At 46.8% G+C, this 16,234-nt stretch carries 15 protein-coding genes and 2 pseudogenes; 10 read left to right on the plus strand and 7 right to left on the minus strand.

Translation table 11 applies throughout. The annotated features are described in order from the left end of the window. Positions 1-84: 84 nt before the first annotated feature. Both pgrR and mppA read left to right on the plus strand, forming a co-directional pair. Positions 85-984 carry a DNA-binding transcriptional regulator PgrR gene (gene pgrR, locus ACJHX4_RS14055; RefSeq protein ID WP_000817700.1) on the plus strand — a complete coding sequence of 300 codons (900 nt, stop codon included), beginning with the start codon at positions 85-87 and terminating at the stop codon, positions 982-984. Positions 985-1,320: 336 nt separating this feature from the next. Next, entirely contained in the window at positions 1,321-2,934 is a 1,614-nt protein-coding gene (gene mppA / locus ACJHX4_RS14060) for a murein tripeptide ABC transporter substrate-binding protein MppA (protein ID WP_000683029.1), read from the plus strand. Positions 2,935-2,984: 50 nt separating this feature from the next. On the opposite strand, the gene ynaI is transcribed toward mppA, so the two are convergent. Continuing rightward, a complete protein-coding gene (ynaI, locus tag ACJHX4_RS14065; protein ID WP_000559888.1) occupies positions 2,985-4,016 on the minus strand; it encodes a low conductance mechanosensitive channel YnaI in 1,032 nt (343 codons plus the stop codon). A gap of 243 nt (positions 4,017-4,259) precedes the next feature. Between ynaI and ACJHX4_RS14070 the strand changes: the two genes are divergently transcribed. Beyond that, positions 4,260-4,517: a DUF2534 family protein gene (locus ACJHX4_RS14070; RefSeq protein WP_000605090.1), complete on the plus strand. Its 258-nt coding sequence runs from the start codon at positions 4,260-4,262 to the stop codon at positions 4,515-4,517. Between the two features lie 49 nt (positions 4,518-4,566). Here the strand turns inward: ACJHX4_RS14070 and uspE are convergent, their stop codons facing one another. The 5 genes and pseudogenes from uspE to ACJHX4_RS14095 form a co-directional block, all read right to left on the minus strand. Continuing rightward, on the minus strand, positions 4,567-5,517 hold the full coding sequence (gene uspE / locus ACJHX4_RS14075; RefSeq protein WP_001262123.1) for a universal stress protein UspE: 951 nt from the start codon (positions 5,515-5,517) through the stop codon (positions 4,567-4,569). A gap of 151 nt (positions 5,518-5,668) precedes the next feature. Further along, positions 5,669-6,421 (minus strand): fumarate/nitrate reduction transcriptional regulator Fnr, encoded by a 753-nt coding sequence (gene fnr / locus ACJHX4_RS14080; protein ID WP_000611911.1) that lies wholly within the window; start codon positions 6,419-6,421, stop codon positions 5,669-5,671. A 194-nt stretch (positions 6,422-6,615) separates the two neighbouring features. Beyond that, a complete protein-coding gene (ogt, locus tag ACJHX4_RS14085) occupies positions 6,616-7,131 on the minus strand; it encodes a methylated-DNA--[protein]-cysteine S-methyltransferase (RefSeq protein ID WP_000945011.1) in 516 nt (171 codons plus the stop codon). Positions 7,132-7,141: 10 nt separating this feature from the next. After that, positions 7,142-7,285, minus strand: a pseudogene (locus ACJHX4_RS14090) (AbgT family transporter); the annotation flags it as partial. Between the two features lie 388 nt (positions 7,286-7,673). After that, positions 7,674-8,489 carry an AraC family transcriptional regulator gene (locus ACJHX4_RS14095; RefSeq protein ID WP_000156573.1) on the minus strand — a complete coding sequence of 272 codons (816 nt, stop codon included), beginning with the start codon at positions 8,487-8,489 and terminating at the stop codon, positions 7,674-7,676. Between the two features lie 96 nt (positions 8,490-8,585). On the opposite strand from ACJHX4_RS14095, the gene ACJHX4_RS14100 reads away from it, so the two are divergent. The 3 genes and pseudogenes from ACJHX4_RS14100 (at position 8,586) to smrA (ending at position 11,883) form a co-directional block, all read left to right on the plus strand. Then, positions 8,586-9,614 carry an HlyD family secretion protein gene (locus ACJHX4_RS14100; protein WP_000587198.1) on the plus strand — a complete coding sequence of 343 codons (1,029 nt, stop codon included), beginning with the start codon at positions 8,586-8,588 and terminating at the stop codon, positions 9,612-9,614. Next, positions 9,611-11,066: pseudogene (locus tag ACJHX4_RS14105) on the plus strand (DHA2 family efflux MFS transporter permease subunit). Before ACJHX4_RS14100 ends, ACJHX4_RS14105 begins: the two are co-directional and overlap by 4 nt. Before the next feature lie 253 nt (positions 11,067-11,319). Further along, positions 11,320-11,883 (plus strand): DNA endonuclease SmrA, encoded by a 564-nt coding sequence (gene smrA / locus ACJHX4_RS14110; RefSeq protein WP_001046838.1) that lies wholly within the window; start codon positions 11,320-11,322, stop codon positions 11,881-11,883. A gap of 20 nt (positions 11,884-11,903) precedes the next feature. Here the strand turns inward: smrA and dgcM are convergent, their stop codons facing one another. Then, complete coding sequence (dgcM, locus tag ACJHX4_RS14115) at positions 11,904-13,136, minus strand: diguanylate cyclase DgcM (protein WP_001296045.1); 1,233 nt, start codon at positions 13,134-13,136, stop codon at positions 11,904-11,906. 193 nt (positions 13,137-13,329) lie between these two features. On the opposite strand from dgcM, the gene ydaN reads away from it, so the two are divergent. From ydaN to dbpA, 4 genes are all read left to right on the plus strand, one after another. Further along, on the plus strand, positions 13,330-13,377 hold the full coding sequence (ydaN, locus tag ACJHX4_RS14120) for a protein YnaN (RefSeq protein WP_211180494.1): 48 nt from the start codon (positions 13,330-13,332) through the stop codon (positions 13,375-13,377). Positions 13,378-13,390: 13 nt separating this feature from the next. Beyond that, on the plus strand, positions 13,391-14,374 hold the full coding sequence (zntB, locus tag ACJHX4_RS14125) for a zinc transporter ZntB (protein WP_000387388.1): 984 nt from the start codon (positions 13,391-13,393) through the stop codon (positions 14,372-14,374). A gap of 274 nt (positions 14,375-14,648) precedes the next feature. Continuing rightward, entirely contained in the window at positions 14,649-14,822 is a 174-nt protein-coding gene (ynaL, locus tag ACJHX4_RS14130) for a protein YnaL (RefSeq protein ID WP_001296046.1), read from the plus strand. Between the two features lie 29 nt (positions 14,823-14,851). After that, positions 14,852-16,225, plus strand: a complete 1,374-nt coding sequence (dbpA, locus tag ACJHX4_RS14135; RefSeq protein WP_000123789.1) for an ATP-dependent RNA helicase DbpA — start codon at positions 14,852-14,854, stop codon at positions 16,223-16,225. The last annotated feature ends 9 nt before the right edge of the window (positions 16,226-16,234 follow it).

Below are 16,234 nucleotides of genomic sequence, written 5' to 3' on the forward strand. Positions count from 1 at the left end.
GATATTGATCATTAAGTTGATTAGACCCAAAATCATGATTAGACCTATCATTTAAATGATTAATAGATTGTATGGAGATACTGAATGAAGCGTGAAGAAATCGCTGATCTGATGGCGTTTGTCGTTGTTGCAGAGGAGCGTAGCTTCACTCGCGCAGCAGCCCGCCTGAGCATGGCGCAGTCAGCTTTAAGCCAGATAGTGCGCCGTATAGAAGAACGATTGGGATTGCGGCTTCTGACGCGAACCACGCGCAGCGTTGTACCCACTGAAGCGGGCGAGCATCTTTTGTCTGTTCTTGGCCCTATGTTGCATGACATAGATTCTGCCCTGACATCCCTGAGCGATCTGCAGAACCGCCCATCCGGGACAATACGTATTACTACTGTAGAACATGCAGCAAAAACGATATTGTTACCAGCCATGCGCACATTCCTGAAATCGCATCCTGAAATTGATATTCAGCTTACCATTGATTATGGTTTGACCGATGTCGTTTCTGAACGTTTTGATGCAGGCGTCCGTCTGGGTGGGGAGATGGATAAAGATATGATCGCCATTCGAATCGGGCCAGACATACCAATGGCTATTGTTGGCTCACCGGATTATTTTTCTCGTCGAAGTGCTCCAACGTCAGTGTCACAATTAATAGATCATCAGGCAATTAATTTGTATCTTCCCACATCGGGTACAGCAAATCGCTGGAGATTAATACGCGGTGGACGTGAAGTTCGTGTTCGCATGGAAGGTCAGCTTTTACTGAATACGATAGATCTGATCATTGATGCTGCAATTGATGGGCATGGATTGGCGTATCTACCTTATGATCAGGTGGAGCGGGCTATTAAAGAAAAAAAACTGATACGTGTTTTGGATAAATTCACACCAGATTTACCCGGTTATCACCTGTACTATCCACACCGTCGACATGCTGGCTCGGCATTCTCATTATTTATAGATAGGCTGAAGTATAAAGGTGCTGTTTAGCACTACTTGCTGATACATTAATTTAATTCTTCTCTTAACGTATTCTCAGTTCCTTTCAACGTTTTGGTTATTTTTTATTCTTCGCACAATGGCGACAGATGCTGATTATGATACCGAAAACGGGTTTGAATGTGCGAAGCCCGAACGTAGTGTTCGGAGTTCTATGTGCTTTACCGCATTTTGGAGACTATTATTTACACTAAATCTGATTTGATATATTGATACTTAAAACATTTGATGCTTCCTTTGTCACTTTTTTGATGGAAGTTGTTTGCATTTCTTTAAGGCGAAACAAATAATTACGCATCAATTTTAATGTCGGTTAGAGGGAAACTTATGAAGCACTCTGTTTCAGTCACGTGTTGTGCGCTGTTGGTCAGCAGCATTTCTCTTTCGTATGCTGCTGAAGTTCCGAGCGGCACAGTACTGGCAGAGAAGCAGGAGCTGGTGCGCCACATTAAAGATGAGCCAGCGTCGCTGGATCCCGCTAAAGCCGTGGGCCTGCCGGAGATTCAGGTCATTCGCGATCTGTTTGAAGGACTGGTGAATCAGAACGAGAAAGGGGAGATTGTCCCCGGCGTTGCGACTCAGTGGAAAAGTAATGACAACCGTATCTGGACTTTTACCCTGCGCGATAACGCAAAATGGGCGGATGGCACACCGGTAACGGCGCAAGATTTTGTCTACAGCTGGCAACGTCTGGTGGACCCGAAAACGCTTTCGCCATTTGCATGGTTTGCCGCGCTGGCGGGAATCAACAACGCACAGGCGATTATTGATGGTAAAGCCACGCCTGACCAGCTTGGCGTTACCGCAGTTGATGCCCATACTTTGAAAATCCAGCTTGATAAACCGTTGCCGTGGTTTGTGAATTTAACCGCTAACTTTGCCTTCTTCCCGGTGCAAAAAGCCAACGTAGAAAGCAGTAAAGAGTGGACGAAACCCGGAAATCTGATCGGCAATGGCGCTTATGTTCTTAAAGAGCGCGTAGTCAATGAAAAACTGGTCGTAGTGCCGAATACCCATTATTGGGATAACGCCAAAACGGTACTGCAAAAAGTGACCTTCCTGCCAATTAATCAGGAATCCGCAGCCACTAAGCGTTATCTCGCGGGGGATATTGATATCACCGAATCCTTCCCGAAAAATATGTATCAGAAGCTGTTGAAGGATATTCCGGGGCAGGTTTATACGCCGCCGCAGCTCGGGACCTATTATTATGCGTTTAACACGCAAAAAGGGCCGACGGCAGATCAGCGTGTTCGCCTGGCATTAAGTATGACGATAGATCGCCGCCTGATGACCGAAAAAGTGTTGGGGACGGGCGAAAAGCCAGCGTGGCATTTTACACCAGATGTTACCGCGGGATTTACGCCGGAACCTTCGCCGTTTGAACAAATGAGTCAGGAAGAACTGAATGCGCAGGCAAAAACTTTGTTGAGCGCCGCTGGTTATGGTCCGCAAAAACCGCTGAAGCTGACGCTTTTGTATAACACTTCAGAAAACCATCAAAAAATTGCGATTGCTGTAGCATCGATGTGGAAAAAGAACCTGGGCGTAGATGTTAAATTGCAAAACCAGGAATGGAAAACCTATATCGATAGCCGTAATACCGGCAATTTTGATGTTATCCGCGCCTCGTGGGTAGGGGATTATAATGAACCCTCCACTTTCCTGACATTATTAACGTCAACGCATTCCGGGAATATTTCACGCTTTAACAATCCGGCATATGACAAAGTTCTGGCCCAGGCATCGACGGAAAATACCGTTAAAGCGCGTAATGCCGATTACAACGCGGCAGAAAAAATCCTCATGGAGCAAGCACCGATTGCACCAATTTATCAATATACCAATGGACGATTAATCAAGCCGTGGCTGAAAGGTTATCCCATTAACAACCCTGAAGATGTGGCGTACAGTCGGACTATGTATATTGTGAAGCATTGATGTGATGAGAACTGGCGTTACCCTTGTGGATAACGCCAGTGATGTCTGATTTAGCGACCCTGGTCCGCCGGTGTAATGTTATCCATATACAGCGTCTGGCTGGGGAAGGCAAAGTCCGCGCCGTGTGACTGTACAATATCGATAATCTTCAAATAAACGTCTTGCTGTGCAGCAAGCCATTCAGCCCATACCGTGGTTTTGGTAAAGCAATAAACCATAATATTTAATGACGAATCAGCAAACTGGTTGAAATAAACCAGTAAGGTTTGTCGCTGGTCGATGGCCGGGTGATTTTTCAGCATCTCACGTACGGCTTCGACAATAACGCCCACTTTTGCCGCATCCTCATAACGTAAACCAATGGTCGTGGTAATGCGCCGGTTGGTCATTCGTCCAGGATTTTCTACGCTGATCGACGAAAACAGCGAGTTCGGTACGTACAATGGACGATTATCAAAGGTCTTAATTTTGGTAATTCGCCAGCCAATTTCCGCTACTGTACCTTCGATATTTCTGTCCGGTGAACGGATCCAGTCGCCAATACTGAAAGGACGGTCGAAATAGAGCATAATCCCGGAAAAGAAGTTACTCAGAATATCTTTACCGGCCATACCGACAGCCAGACCACCAATACCACCAAAGGTCAACAAGCCAGAAAGGCTCATGCCGAAATGTTCGCCATAAAGCAGAACAAGCACCACAATAATGGTGATTTTGATAATGCGCGACATGATCCGCGCACTGGTGATATCGCGACCTTTTTTAATCTGCTGTTTTTCAAACTGATTAATCAGCAGAAATAGCTTAATCGTCAGAATAACCGCAATCAGGGACGTACAGATAAAATCGATAACGCCTGGGGTGATAAATTTGAGTTTATAGTTTTCTATAACATAGTTAATGATGCTACCAACAGCACTAATAATTATGGTGTAGATTAAAAATTGCACCGCATGGAATAAAAATCCTTTTCTTTTACGATTTCCACGGCGAAACCAAAAGCTCATCAGAATCAATGCTGCGCAGCTACCGAAAATAATGACCAGATTAAGCGCATTATTTGTAAACAGTTCAGCGATCATTGTTTTATCAGGCTCCTCCAGATAATTGTCGTCATGCCGGAAACCCCTGGCGGGACTATTTTACCGCGACAATTCATTCAGATCATCAATAGTCAGGGAAGGAAGTAGCAACATTAGCTAACTAATCAATGCGTTGATTGTAAATCCAGCTAAGAGGTGAGGTTTTCAGAGCAGACAACGGTGAAATGTCATGGTATTGTTACGTTTAGGTAACAAAAAATTTGTCTGCACAAGGATTACATCATGATTATGGCGAAACTGAAGTCAGCGAAAGGGAAGAAATTTCTCTTTGGTTTGTTGGCGGTTTTCATTATTGCGGCGTCGGTTGTGACTCGCGCGACCATCGGCGGCGTTATAGAACAGTACAATATTCCGCTGTCTGAGTGGACGACATCAATGTATGTGATTCAGTCATCGATGATTTTTGTTTATAGCCTGGTCTTTACTGTGTTGCTGGCAATCCCGTTGGGAATTTATTTCCTTGGCGGCGAAGAGCAGTAAGTAAAAAATAGGCCCGATAACTCGGGCCTTGTCAGTTATTGAAGAGTCGTTAATCGTCTTCTTCGTCATCCAGTTCAACGGGTGTCTGATACTGGTCAGGTTTAATGACCAGCAGGTCGCAGCGAAGATGATCAATCACCTGTTCCGCCGTGTTGCCGAGGAATGCTGCTGAAATACCGGTGCGTCCGACCGTGCCCAGAACCACAATCCCCGCCTGTAAGTGCTCCGCCAAATCAGGAATCACCTCTTCTGGCAGACCTTTTTCTACGTGCGTCATGTTTTCATTAATGCCGAATTTCTGTCGCAGAGCTTTCATTGCCAGCAAATGTTGCCCACGAATGGCATCGTTATAAACGCTCGGGTCAAATTCCGGCAGTTCAATCGCGATATTAATTGGCGTTACCGGATAAGCGCCAACCAGATGAACTTCGGTATGGTTGACTTGTTCTGCCAGTTCGATCGTCTCTTTGACCAGTTTTTCATTGAGCGCATTATGGTACGGCTCTTCACTGGCGAGATTCACCGCCACCAGCGCCTTACCCCCTTCCGGCCACGGCTGGTCTTTCACCATCCACACGGGGCTTGGGCATTTGCGTAACAGATGCCAGTCCGTTGGCGTAAAAATCACCGCTTCCAGACGGTCATGTTGGTGCGCCATTTTTAGCACCAAATCGTGCCCGCCGCTGATCACTTCCTGAATGATGGCTTCGAAAGGACGGTTATGCCAGACCACTTTAATTTCAATGGGAACGCCAGCATTGAGATAATATTTTGCCTGCTCGTGGATCCAGGCTGTACGCTGGCTGATGACGCCCTGACGCATAGCGGTACGTTCGTCCGGAGAGAGCAGGGTGGTCATTTCGTATGAGAAGTCATAGATCGGCAAAAAGGCTTTAATTTTGCCACCAATCCGTTGATGTAAATAAACAGCTCGCCGCAATGCTGGTTGGTCGTCCTGGTTAGGATCGATAACAACGAGCATGTTCTGATACATAGCCATACAGGGTCTCCTTACAACAACTGTCAACGCAGTTTGTAATTAAAAGATTAACCCATATCTGGTGAATGAAACAGTGATGAACCTTCTGTCAGATCAATAAATCAGAAAAATTTAATGATATGACAGAAGGATAGTGAGTTATGCGGAAGAATCAGGCAACGTTACGCGTGTGACCAGCAAGCTGGGCCAGCGCATCGTTATTTTCGATAGTGATGTATTTACCTTTGACTGCCAGCATACCGCTTTTCTGGAAGCGACCCAGCAGACGGCTGATGGTTTCAACCGTCAGGCCCAGATAGTTACCGATATCACCACGAGTCATCGTCAGGCGGAATTCACGAGGGGAGAAGCCGCGTTGGGCAAAACGACGGGACAGGTTGTAGATGAATGCAGCCAGACGTTCCTCGGCATTTTTCTTCGACAACAGCAGGATCATGTCCTGATCGCCTTTGATTTCACCGCTCATCAGACGCATCATCTGCTGACGCAGATTCGGCATTTTACCAGACAAATCGTCCAGCGTTTCGAACGGGATTTCACATACCATCGAGGTTTCCAGCGCCTGCGCGAAACTCGGGTGATGACCGCTGCCGATGGCATCAAATCCCACCAGATCGCCTGCTAAATGGAAACCAGTGATTTGCTCGTCGCCTTGCTCAGTGATGGTATAACTTTTAATCGTACCGGAGCGGATGGCATAAAGCGATTTAAGTTCATCTCCAGCCTTAAACAGCGTCTGGCCTTTCTGAATAGGCTTCTTCCGCTCAATGATATTATCAAGCTGATCAAGCTCATGTTCGTTGAGTGTGAACGGGATGCAAAGCTGGCTGATGCTGCAATCCTGGCAATGGATAGCACAACCGCCAGACTGAATGCGCCGTATAATTCGCTTTTCCGGGATCATAGGTCTGCTCAAGCCGTAATTGATATTTGTCAATTTTAACATCTTTTTAGGGAGCAAGTAAGTCTAAGCAAACCTTAACAGCAGAGAATTCCGATATTAGATGTAAATATATGTCTATCTATTTGAAAACCCTTAAGTTGTTAAGGGTGACTTTACATAAAAGTGTGAACAAGCTGGCACAAATTGTTTAATGTTTACAGCAAAAGATAACCTTCGTGGCGCAATAACCACTCTTTTCGCTGAACTCCGCCTGCATATCCGGTCATGGTGCCGTTTCGGCCAATAACCCGATGGCAAGGTACGACGATGCTGATGGGATTCGATCCGTTTGCCGCACCAACGGCACGCGCCGCGCCAGGGCGGCCTAATTGTTCAGCCAGTTGGCCATAATGCATTACCTGCCCGCAGGGGATAGTGCGCAGTGTTTTCCAGACTTCGCGCTGAAATGGCGTCCCCCCCGTGGCAGTGGGAAGCGTATCAATAATGCTAAGATTACCGGCAAAATATTCACGCAGCTTGTCGCTTAAACCACCTGGGTTGGTGGCAGAAATGCGCTCATAGCCTTCTTTGCGATAATGGATGTCCAGCAGCTGCACCATGCGTTCGCTGTACTCTTCCCATTCAACCGCCCGCAGGCGAAATTGCTCATCGCAAATCACCCACAGTGGACCCAGTGGCGTGGCAATTTTTTCTTCAAGTAATCTCAGCATCCGTTCTCTCTTAAGACAAACGTGGGTAAATACCCGGACCTATCGGCAAGCCAACAAGATACCACGCCAGCAACATCAGCAGCCATACCACCAAAAAGATAAGTGGATAGGGTAAGACTAACGAATAGTAAGTACCCAGTTTCGCGTCTGGTTTGTCGCAGTCTGATAGTATTAAGCGATTTTTTGATTTTTCTGCCTGAAGAAATGAGGGCAAGCCATCACATGGATCGAGGGTGGGATAATTCCAGTCAGCGAAATTTTACCGTAGGTTATCTGTTATTTGATCTGTGGCGTGATAGCCGCCAGACACCACTGATCTCGTCACTCATTCCCCAATCCCGGCGAGAATGTGGTTATTTACAGGGCTAAAAAATGAATAAAAAAATAGAGCCTGTCGACATCCGCCAGACTCTACAGTACACACAGCAGTGCATCCTCGTCTTAAATCCGGCCTGGGGTCCTGGTGACCGGTGACAGTGTTATAACGGTTTTACCCATCCGTTGCCAATTTTCTTCAGTGACAGATTTCACGAAAATATAAGTTAAATCATTTGTCTTGTGATTGCATAATCATGCATCGTTAATCGACGAGTAAATTTACCGGGCGAGTAGCCCGTTCGACGCTTAAACATATTGCCGAACGATTCAGCTGAGGCATAGCCCAGACGATGGGCAATTTTGGTCAACGAATATCCATCATCAAGAAGCGTCACTGCAGAAATAACGTGCATTTGCTGAACCCAGTGGCGAAATGTTAATCCCGTCTCTTTAACAAATAAGCGCATGAGTGTACGGCTACTGACGTTAATTTTATCCGCTAGATTATCCAGTGTTGGCAGATACCCTTGGTTGTTTAGCAAATTCTCACAAAGCTGCTGTAGCCGCTCATCATTTGGCCAAGGGAGTTCAAGTGACATTTTCACCCCCATTTTTATTTCCTGAAGTATCAGTGTCTCGAGGGCTGAAAAACGTAACTGTTGTTTATCTGTGGTACTTTGCGACGGTGGAAGTTGGTTAATTGCAATTAGTAATTCCCTTAACAGGGGTGAAATACCCGTCATGAAGCAAACTTTTCCCAGCGTTTCACTTTCCGCTTCTGAAACCAGTACGGTTTTTAAAAGTACGTTGCCTGTCGCAACAAACTTATGCGGCATTTGTGGGGGCAGCCAAAGCGCGCTGCTGGCATGCACTAGCCAGACGCTTTCTCCAGCCCATACACGAACGACTCCTTCAGCCGGGTAAAGCAACTGGGCATAGAGATGTTTATGCCAGGGAACTGTACCTCCATTCAGATGTTCCGAATCCAGTCCGATAATGTGATGCCCTGGTGATGCTTTGGGTTGCAGTGTGATTGTCATTTACAGTAGGTATTTTGTCAGAAATCATCAAATAAGCCATGTTAAATTTTAAATATGACGTATGCAAGTTTCCGGATATATACGGTGTAAAGAGTGATGATAATTTCTAAAAAACAGCTTATTGGGGTGGTAGCGATCGGTATTCTTTTGGCTGGCGTTGTCTTTTTTATCTGGTGGGTAAGCAAAGGAAGATTTATACAGACGACGGATGATGCTTACATTGGTGGTAATATCACCACGGTGACAAGTAAAGTTTCTGGTTATATTTCTGCTATAGAGGTGCGCGATAATCAGAGTGTAAAAAAAGGCGATATTATCCTGCGTCTCGATGATCGGGATTATCGTGCAAATGTCGCCAGGCTTGAGGCAAAAATAAAAAGTAGCAAAGCCAATCTCGAAAGCATTCAAGCCACTATTGCGATGCAGCAGTCGATAATTCAAAGTGCCAGTGAAACATGGCAGGCAGTAAAACATGAGGAGCAAAAGCGCCTGCGAGATACTGAACGTTATGAAAAACTCGCACAATCAGCGGCAATATCGCAACAAATTATTGATAACGCCAGGTTTGACTACCAGCAGGTCGCAGCAAAGGAGCGCAAAGCCGCGAACGATTTCCTGGTGGAGAAGCAACGGCTGGCAGTTTTATCTGCTCAGGAAGAAAACGTACGTGCAAGTATCGAAGAAGTTCAGGCCGCTTTGACTCAGGCACTACTGGATCTGGAATATACCCTTGTTCGTGCGCCGATTGATGGCATTGTCGCAAACCGCAGCGCCCATACAGGCAGTTGGGTGGAAGGCGGCACATCGTTAGTTTCACTAGTACCAGTCAGTGAGTTGTGGGTTGATGCAAATTATAAAGAAAACCAAATAGCGGGAATGAAGCCAGGAATGAAGGCTGAGATCCGTGCTGATATTCTCAAAGGGGAAGTGTTTCACGGTCACATTGAAAGCCTTTCCCCAGCGACAGGAGCCAGTTTCAGCTTGATTCCGATAGAAAATGCCACTGGCAATTTCACCAAAATTGTTCAGCGTGTCCCGGTACGGATTGCATTTGACGACGCAAAGGAATTAAAGCAACTTCTTCGCCCGGGACTGTCCGTCACCGTCAGTGTTGATGAGAGATGATGTCTATGCGTAAACATATTGCTTTCGCCAGTATGTGTATGGGATTATTTATTGCTCAGCTTGATATTCAAATTGTATCGTCATCCCTAAATGAAATAGGTGGTGGTCTGTCCGCAGGTAAAGACGAAATGGCCTGGCTTCAGACCAGCTATTTAATTGCTGAGATTATTGTTATTCCGCTCTCTGGGTGGCTGTCACGGGTATTTTCCACTCGTTGGCTTTTTACTCTATCCGCGGGAATATTTACTTTAATGAGTATCGCGTGTGGACTTGCTTGGAATATTCAGATCATGATTTTTTTTCGTGCTTTACAGGGAGCTGCTGGCGCATCCATGATCCCTTTAGTTTTCACGACGGCGTTTATTTATTACCAGGGTAAAGAGTTGGGGTTGGCTGCTGCGGTAGTCAGTGCGCTGGCCTCACTGTCACCGACGCTAGGGCCAACTCTGGGGGGCTGGATCACTGATAACCTCGACTGGCGATGGCTATTTTATATCAATATATTACCTGGCATATATTTAGTTTTGAGTATTCCTTTTCTGGTTAATTTTGATAAACCTGATCTCTCTTTACTGAAAGTTGCTGATTATCCGAGTATTATCCTGTTGGCCATGACACTGGGATGTCTGGAATATACCCTTGAAGAAGGAGCGCGCTGGGGATGGCTGGATGATAATACTATTTTTCTGACATCAGTTCTGGCATTGGTGAGTTTTATTTTATTTGCTGCGCGTACACTTACAATATCCAATCCGATAATGGATCTTCATGCTTTTAAGGATAAAAATTTCACACTGGGATGTTTTTTTTCTTTTTCTGGAGGGGTTGGAATATTCTCTACTGTATATTTAATACCTGTGTTTTTGGGGCGGGTTCGCGGATTAAATGCCGAAGAGATAGGTTTTGCCGTTTGCACAACAGGTATTTTCCAGTTATTTTCTGTTCCCTTTTACTTCTGGTTAAGTAAAAAAATAAATCTGCGATGGCTGTTGATGGCGGGGCTGGGTGGATTTGTGTTTTCAATGTATCTTTTTACCCCTATAACCCACGAATGGGGATGGCAGGAGTTACTGTTTCCACAGGCAATTAGAGGGATTTCGCAGCAGTTTGCGATGGCCCCCATCGTAACATTAACGCTGGGGGGAATTCCAAAAGAACGGCTGAAGTTAGCCTCTGGTGTATTTAATTTAACACGTAATCTTGGGGGCGCGATTGGTATTGCCCTGTGTGGCTCTATTCTCAATAATCGAACTAATTTTCATTTTTCGAGAATGGGTGAAAAAATGGTTTCTGTTCCCCATACGGTGAATGACTTCATTTCCAGAAGTGCTTTGTTTTTTAATCGCGGAGGAAGTGACCAGACATCGGAAATACTGGCTTCAACCAAATTATTGAGTCAATTGATGCTGAGGGAGGCGCAAACTATGGCATTTTCGGATACCTTTCTGCTAATCAGTGGTCTGTTATTTATCGCATTTTTGTTGGTTCCTGCTATGAATAAATCATCCTGATCGGAGCCTGTGCTGAATTAAACTCGGGCTAAACTGTTCGATACTGCTAACAGGCTAGTATAAAATGCTCCGCCTGCGCAGATACTCACAGGTATGAAGTAGAGTATTGTTTCAATCTGTGAAGGGAACGATGCAGTAAGTATGAACAATTAACCCGTCTGAATCACGACGTGTGAAGGTGCATAGGAGGTTACATGAACCTTGACGACAAATCGCTGTTTCTTGACGCCATGGAAGATGTCCAGCCGCTGAAACGTGCTACAGATGTCCACTGGCATCCAACGCGTAACCAACGTGCGCCGCAGCGTATCGACACGCTGCAACTTGATAATTTCCTCACCACTGGATTTCTCGACATCATCCCGCTAAGTCGGCCGCTGGAGTTTCGGCGGGAAGGGTTGCAACATGGGGTGCTGGATAAGCTGCGCAGTGGTAAATATCCGCAACAGGCGAGCCTGAATCTTTTGCGCCAGCCGGTGGAAGAGTGCCGCAAAATGATGTTCAGTTTCATTCAACAAGCCCTGGCGGATGGTTTGCGTAACGTGCTGATTATTCATGGCAAAGGACGGGATGATAAATCGCATGCCAATATTGTCCGCAGCTATGTGGCGCGCTGGCTGACCGAATTTGATGATGTTCAGGCATATTGCACTGCGCTACCGCATCATGGCGGCAGCGGGGCGTGTTACGTCGCACTACGTAAAACAGCGCAGGCGAAGCAAGAAAACTGGGAGCGCCATGCTAAGCGCAGTCGTTGATCACGAGACGCATCCGTGGCTTATGCCGCCAGCACGCGGTTGCGTCCATCATTTTTCGCTCGATACAAAGCATCATCAACGCGTTTAAACAGTTCATCGATGCTTTCATTTCCTTCGTGATGCGCCACACCAATGCTGACAGTAAAGCGTGGTAAGCCCGAAATACTCACTTTTGCCACGCTTACGCGGATAGTTTCAGCCAGCGAAAGCGCGGTATCCAGTGGGGTTCTTGGTAGCAATAAGACAAACTCTTCGCCTCCCCAACGAAACACCAAATCGCCTTTGCGAGCGCAACTTTCGAGAGTGCGGGCAAGGGCGCATAACACCTCATCACCTTTAGAATGCCCATAGAGATCGTTAATGTGTTTAAAACGATCGGTGTCGATGAGCAACAAGCTGTAATCCTGAGCGATGGCGAGGTGCTGCATTTGGCCTGGCTCGGTAATGTGATAAAACTGTCGCCGATTCAGTAATCCTGTCATCGCATCATGGTGGGCAGCATGTTCCAGCTGCTCCTCCAGCCGTTTTTGCTCAGTAATATCATGCACAATACATAACATGAGCTTGTCGCCATAAATTTCAATCGGCCCGGCATAGGTCTGCACATGACGAGTCGAACCATCCGCCAGTTTATGAACAAAATTCAAAGGTTTATGACCACCGGGTAAATGCGAGATTTCATGCATGATAGGCATGACGCGACGCCCGAGCATATTTATTTCCCAGGTATGTTTCTGGCACATCGTTTCATGGTTATAACCATAGAAATTGAGAGCGGCGAGGTTAGCATCAACGATTTGGCCATCTCGTGAGGGGTCAATCAACAACATTGGCGCAGAGTTAGTCAGAAAAAAGCGCGCATAAAAACCTTGTTTTTTGCGCTGATAATTTGTCGAGCGACTGGCTTTTAAACCCAGCGTTGCCGGTGCTTCGATACCTTCGAAAATAATCACCGGTTCTGTTTCTGTCAGCTCTCGCAAAACAAGCCGACAGCTTAATGCTGTTTCCTCTTCATTGCGCTGAACGGTGAGGATTTCGATAATATCGTGTTGATTTTGCAGATCGGAGAGGTATTTCGGCAGTTCTTTTTGTGAGGAGACGGAATAGGGACCGGTTCGTAGCTGACTAAACGTGAGGTCTTGCATCAACAGTCGCGCCTCGCTGTTGGCATAAATTAACTGTTCCTCAAAGGGCGAAACGATCCAGACAGGACTGGTGAGTAAGTCCAGGGTATTGAAGTTGTGCGTAATCATTGAGATCCCATTATTTTTATCAATTGTTGTTGCTATCCGATCGCAAAAAAGCCACGTCATATGATCAGATAATTCTGATAATGATAGACGCTATTTAACACTTCACACGGTTTGTATACGGAAAAGCATTTTGCTTTTTGTATTCAATTTAGACAGAATTTTATTAATCATTTCAGGGTAATGGGGTGATGAGATGTTGCGTAACAGGGCCAGAAGGCTAGACTACAAAATAATGCGTTGATGATGGAGGCACTGTGGAAGCGATTAAGGGATCGGACGTTAATGTCCCGGATGCAGTATTTGCATGGATGCTGGATGGTAGAGGCGGCGTTAAACCGCTGGAAAATACAGATGTGATTGATGAAGCGCATCCCTGCTGGCTCCACCTTAATTATGTACACCATGATAGCGCCCAATGGCTGGCGACAACACCGCTGCTTCCCAATAACGTACGTGATGCGCTGGCGGGCGAGAGCACACGGCCCCGAGTCAGCCGTCTCGGTGAAGGCACGCTGATTACATTGCGCTGTATAAACGGCAGCACCGATGAACGCCCCGATCAACTGGTCGCCATGCGTGTATATATGGACGGGCGGTTAATTGTTTCGACCCGACAACGCAAAGTGCTGGCGCTGGACGATGTGGTGAGCGATCTGGAAGAGGGCACTGGTCCGACCGATTGCGGGGGGTGGCTGGTTGATGTGTGCGATGCGTTGACCGATCATTCCAGCGAATTTATCGAGCAGCTGCACGATAAAATTATCGACCTCGAAGATAATCTTCTCGATCAGCAAATTCCACCGCGTGGATTCCTGGCTCTGCTGCGCAAACAATTAATTGTGATGCGTCGCTATATGGCACCGCAACGTGATGTTTATGCTCGTCTTGCCAGTGAACGTTTGCCGTGGATGAGCGATGACCAACGCCGTCGGATGCAGGATATTGCCGATCGCCTTGGGCGCGGTCTTGACGAAATCGACGCCTGTATAGCACGGACTGGCGTGATGGCGGATGAAATCGCTCAGGTGATGCAGGAAAATTTAGCTCGTCGTACTTATACAATGTCGTTGATGGCAATGGTCTTTTTACCCAGTACGTTTCTGACAGGGTTATTTGGCGTCAACCTTGGTGGGATCCCTGGCGGTGGATGGCAATTCGGATTTTCAATTTTTTGTATTCTGTTAGTTGTTCTTATTGGTGGTGTTGCTTTATGGTTGCATCGTAGTAAATGGTTGTAACAAAAGCAATTTTCCCGGCTGTCTGTATACAAAAACGCCGTAAAGTTTGAGCGAAGTCAATAAACTCTCTACCCATTCAGGGCAATATCTCTCTTGCAGGTGAATGCAACGTCAAGCGATGGGCGTTGCGCTCCATATTGTCTTACTTCCTTTTTTGAATTACTGCATAGCACAATTGATTCGTACGACGCCGACTTTGATGAGTCGGCTTTTTTTTGCCTGTTATTTATCAGCGTCTACCCTTTAAGAGTCCACCCAATGACCGGAGGGAAATATGACGACACTTATTTATTTGCAAATTCCTGTCCCTGAACCGATTCCTGGCGATCCTGTTCCCGTGCCCGATCCGATCCCTCGCCCGCAACCCATGCCTGACCCACCACCCGATGAAGAGCCGATTAAATTGTCGCATCGTGAGCGTAGATCTGCGAGGATACGCGCCTGCTGACTTTGCGTCGATGACCACGAGAATAGATTGTGACCGCTTTTTCTACCCTGAATGTTTTGCCTCCCGCCCAACTCACAAACCTTAATGGGTTGGGTTATTTAACCATGACGCCGGTGCAGGCCGCCGCGCTTCCGGCGATCCTTGCCGGAAAAGATGTTCGCGTGCAGGCGAAAACCGGCAGCGGCAAAACGGCGGCTTTTGGCCTCGGCTTGTTACAGCAAATTGATGCGTCGCTATTTCAAACCCAGGCTTTAGTGCTGTGTCCTACGCGTGAACTGGCGGATCAGGTGGCAGGTGAATTGCGTCGGCTGGCGCGTTTTCTGCCAAATACCAAAATTTTGACGTTGTGCGGTGGTCAACCGTTCGGTATGCAGCGTGATTCGTTACAACATGCGCCGCATATTATCGTGGCAACGCCGGGCCGTTTGCTGGATCACCTGCAAAAAGGCACTGTATCACTGGATGCGTTGAATACGCTGGTGATGGATGAGGCCGACCGCATGCTGGATATGGGATTTAGTGACGCCATTGATGATGTCATCCGTTTTGCGCCAGCATCTCGGCAGACACTTCTGTTTTCGGCAACCTGGCCGGAAGCCATTGCCGCAATCAGCGGAAGAGTGCAGCGCGATCCTTTAGCGATTGAAATTGACTCAACAGATGCTCTGCCACCTATTGAACAACAATTTTATGAGACATCCAGCAAAGGCAAAATTCCTCTGTTGCAACGGTTATTAAGCTTGCATCAGCCATCCTCTTGCGTGGTGTTTTGCAATACCAAAAAAGATTGCCAGTCTGTCTGCGACGCGCTGAATGAAGTAGGGCAAAGTGCATTGTCGTTACACGGCGATCTGGAGCAACGCGATCGCGATCAGACCCTGGTACGTTTTGCTAACGGTAGCGCCCGTGTACTGGTCGCGACTGATGTTGCTGCGCGTGGTCTGGATATAAAATCGCTTGAGCTGGTGGTGAACTTTGAGCTGGCGTGGGACCCTGAAGTTCATGTACATCGCATCGGTCGTACAGCTCGTGCAGGAAATAGCGGTCTGGCGATCAGTTTCTGTGCTCCGGAAGAAGCACAGCGGGCCAATATCATTTCTGACATGTTGCAGATAAAACTTAACTGGCAAACGCCGCCAGCGAATAGTTCCATTGTGCCGCTGGAAGCAGAAATGGCAACGTTGTGTATCGATGGCGGGAAAAAAGCCAAAATGCGCCCGGGTGATGTATTAGGTGCGCTGACAGGAGACATCGGGCTTGATGGCGCAGATATTGGCAAAATTGCCGTGCATCCGGCGCATGTTTATGTCGCGGTGCGTCAGGCTGTTGCTCATAAAGCATGGAAACAGTTACAGGGCGGGAAGATTAAAGGAAAAACGTGCCGGGTGCGGTTATTAAAATAATGAAATGTT

It is taken from the genome of Escherichia sp. WS2035, assembly GCF_046487065.1.
Taxonomy (GTDB): Bacteria; Pseudomonadota; Gammaproteobacteria; order Enterobacterales; family Enterobacteriaceae; genus Escherichia; species Escherichia coli.

What these genes read in the sequence shown, in the direction of transcription:
- ACJHX4_RS14095 (WP_000156573.1), bottom strand. Translation starts at nt 8,489, where the DNA reads ATGACAATCACACTGCAACCCAAAGCATCACCAGGGCATCACATTATC.
- ynaI (WP_000559888.1), bottom strand. Translation starts at nt 4,016, where the DNA reads ATGATCGCTGAACTGTTTACAAATAATGCGCTTAATCTGGTCATTATT.
- ACJHX4_RS14100 (WP_000587198.1), top strand. Translation starts at nt 8,586, where the DNA reads ATGATAATTTCTAAAAAACAGCTTATTGGGGTGGTAGCGATCGGTATT.
- uspE (WP_001262123.1), bottom strand. Translation starts at nt 5,517, where the DNA reads ATGGCTATGTATCAGAACATGCTCGTTGTTATCGATCCTAACCAGGAC.
- pgrR (WP_000817700.1), top strand. Translation starts at nt 85, where the DNA reads ATGAAGCGTGAAGAAATCGCTGATCTGATGGCGTTTGTCGTTGTTGCA.
- fnr (WP_000611911.1), bottom strand. Translation starts at nt 6,421, where the DNA reads ATGATCCCGGAAAAGCGAATTATACGGCGCATTCAGTCTGGCGGTTGT.
- ynaL (WP_001296046.1), top strand. Translation starts at nt 14,649, where the DNA reads ATGACGACACTTATTTATTTGCAAATTCCTGTCCCTGAACCGATTCCT.
- smrA (WP_001046838.1), top strand. Translation starts at nt 11,320, where the DNA reads ATGAACCTTGACGACAAATCGCTGTTTCTTGACGCCATGGAAGATGTC.
- ACJHX4_RS14070 (WP_000605090.1), top strand. Translation starts at nt 4,260, where the DNA reads ATGATTATGGCGAAACTGAAGTCAGCGAAAGGGAAGAAATTTCTCTTT.
- mppA (WP_000683029.1), top strand. Translation starts at nt 1,321, where the DNA reads ATGAAGCACTCTGTTTCAGTCACGTGTTGTGCGCTGTTGGTCAGCAGC.
- ogt (WP_000945011.1), bottom strand. Translation starts at nt 7,131, where the DNA reads ATGCTGAGATTACTTGAAGAAAAAATTGCCACGCCACTGGGTCCACTG.
- dgcM (WP_001296045.1), bottom strand. Translation starts at nt 13,136, where the DNA reads ATGATTACGCACAACTTCAATACCCTGGACTTACTCACCAGTCCTGTC.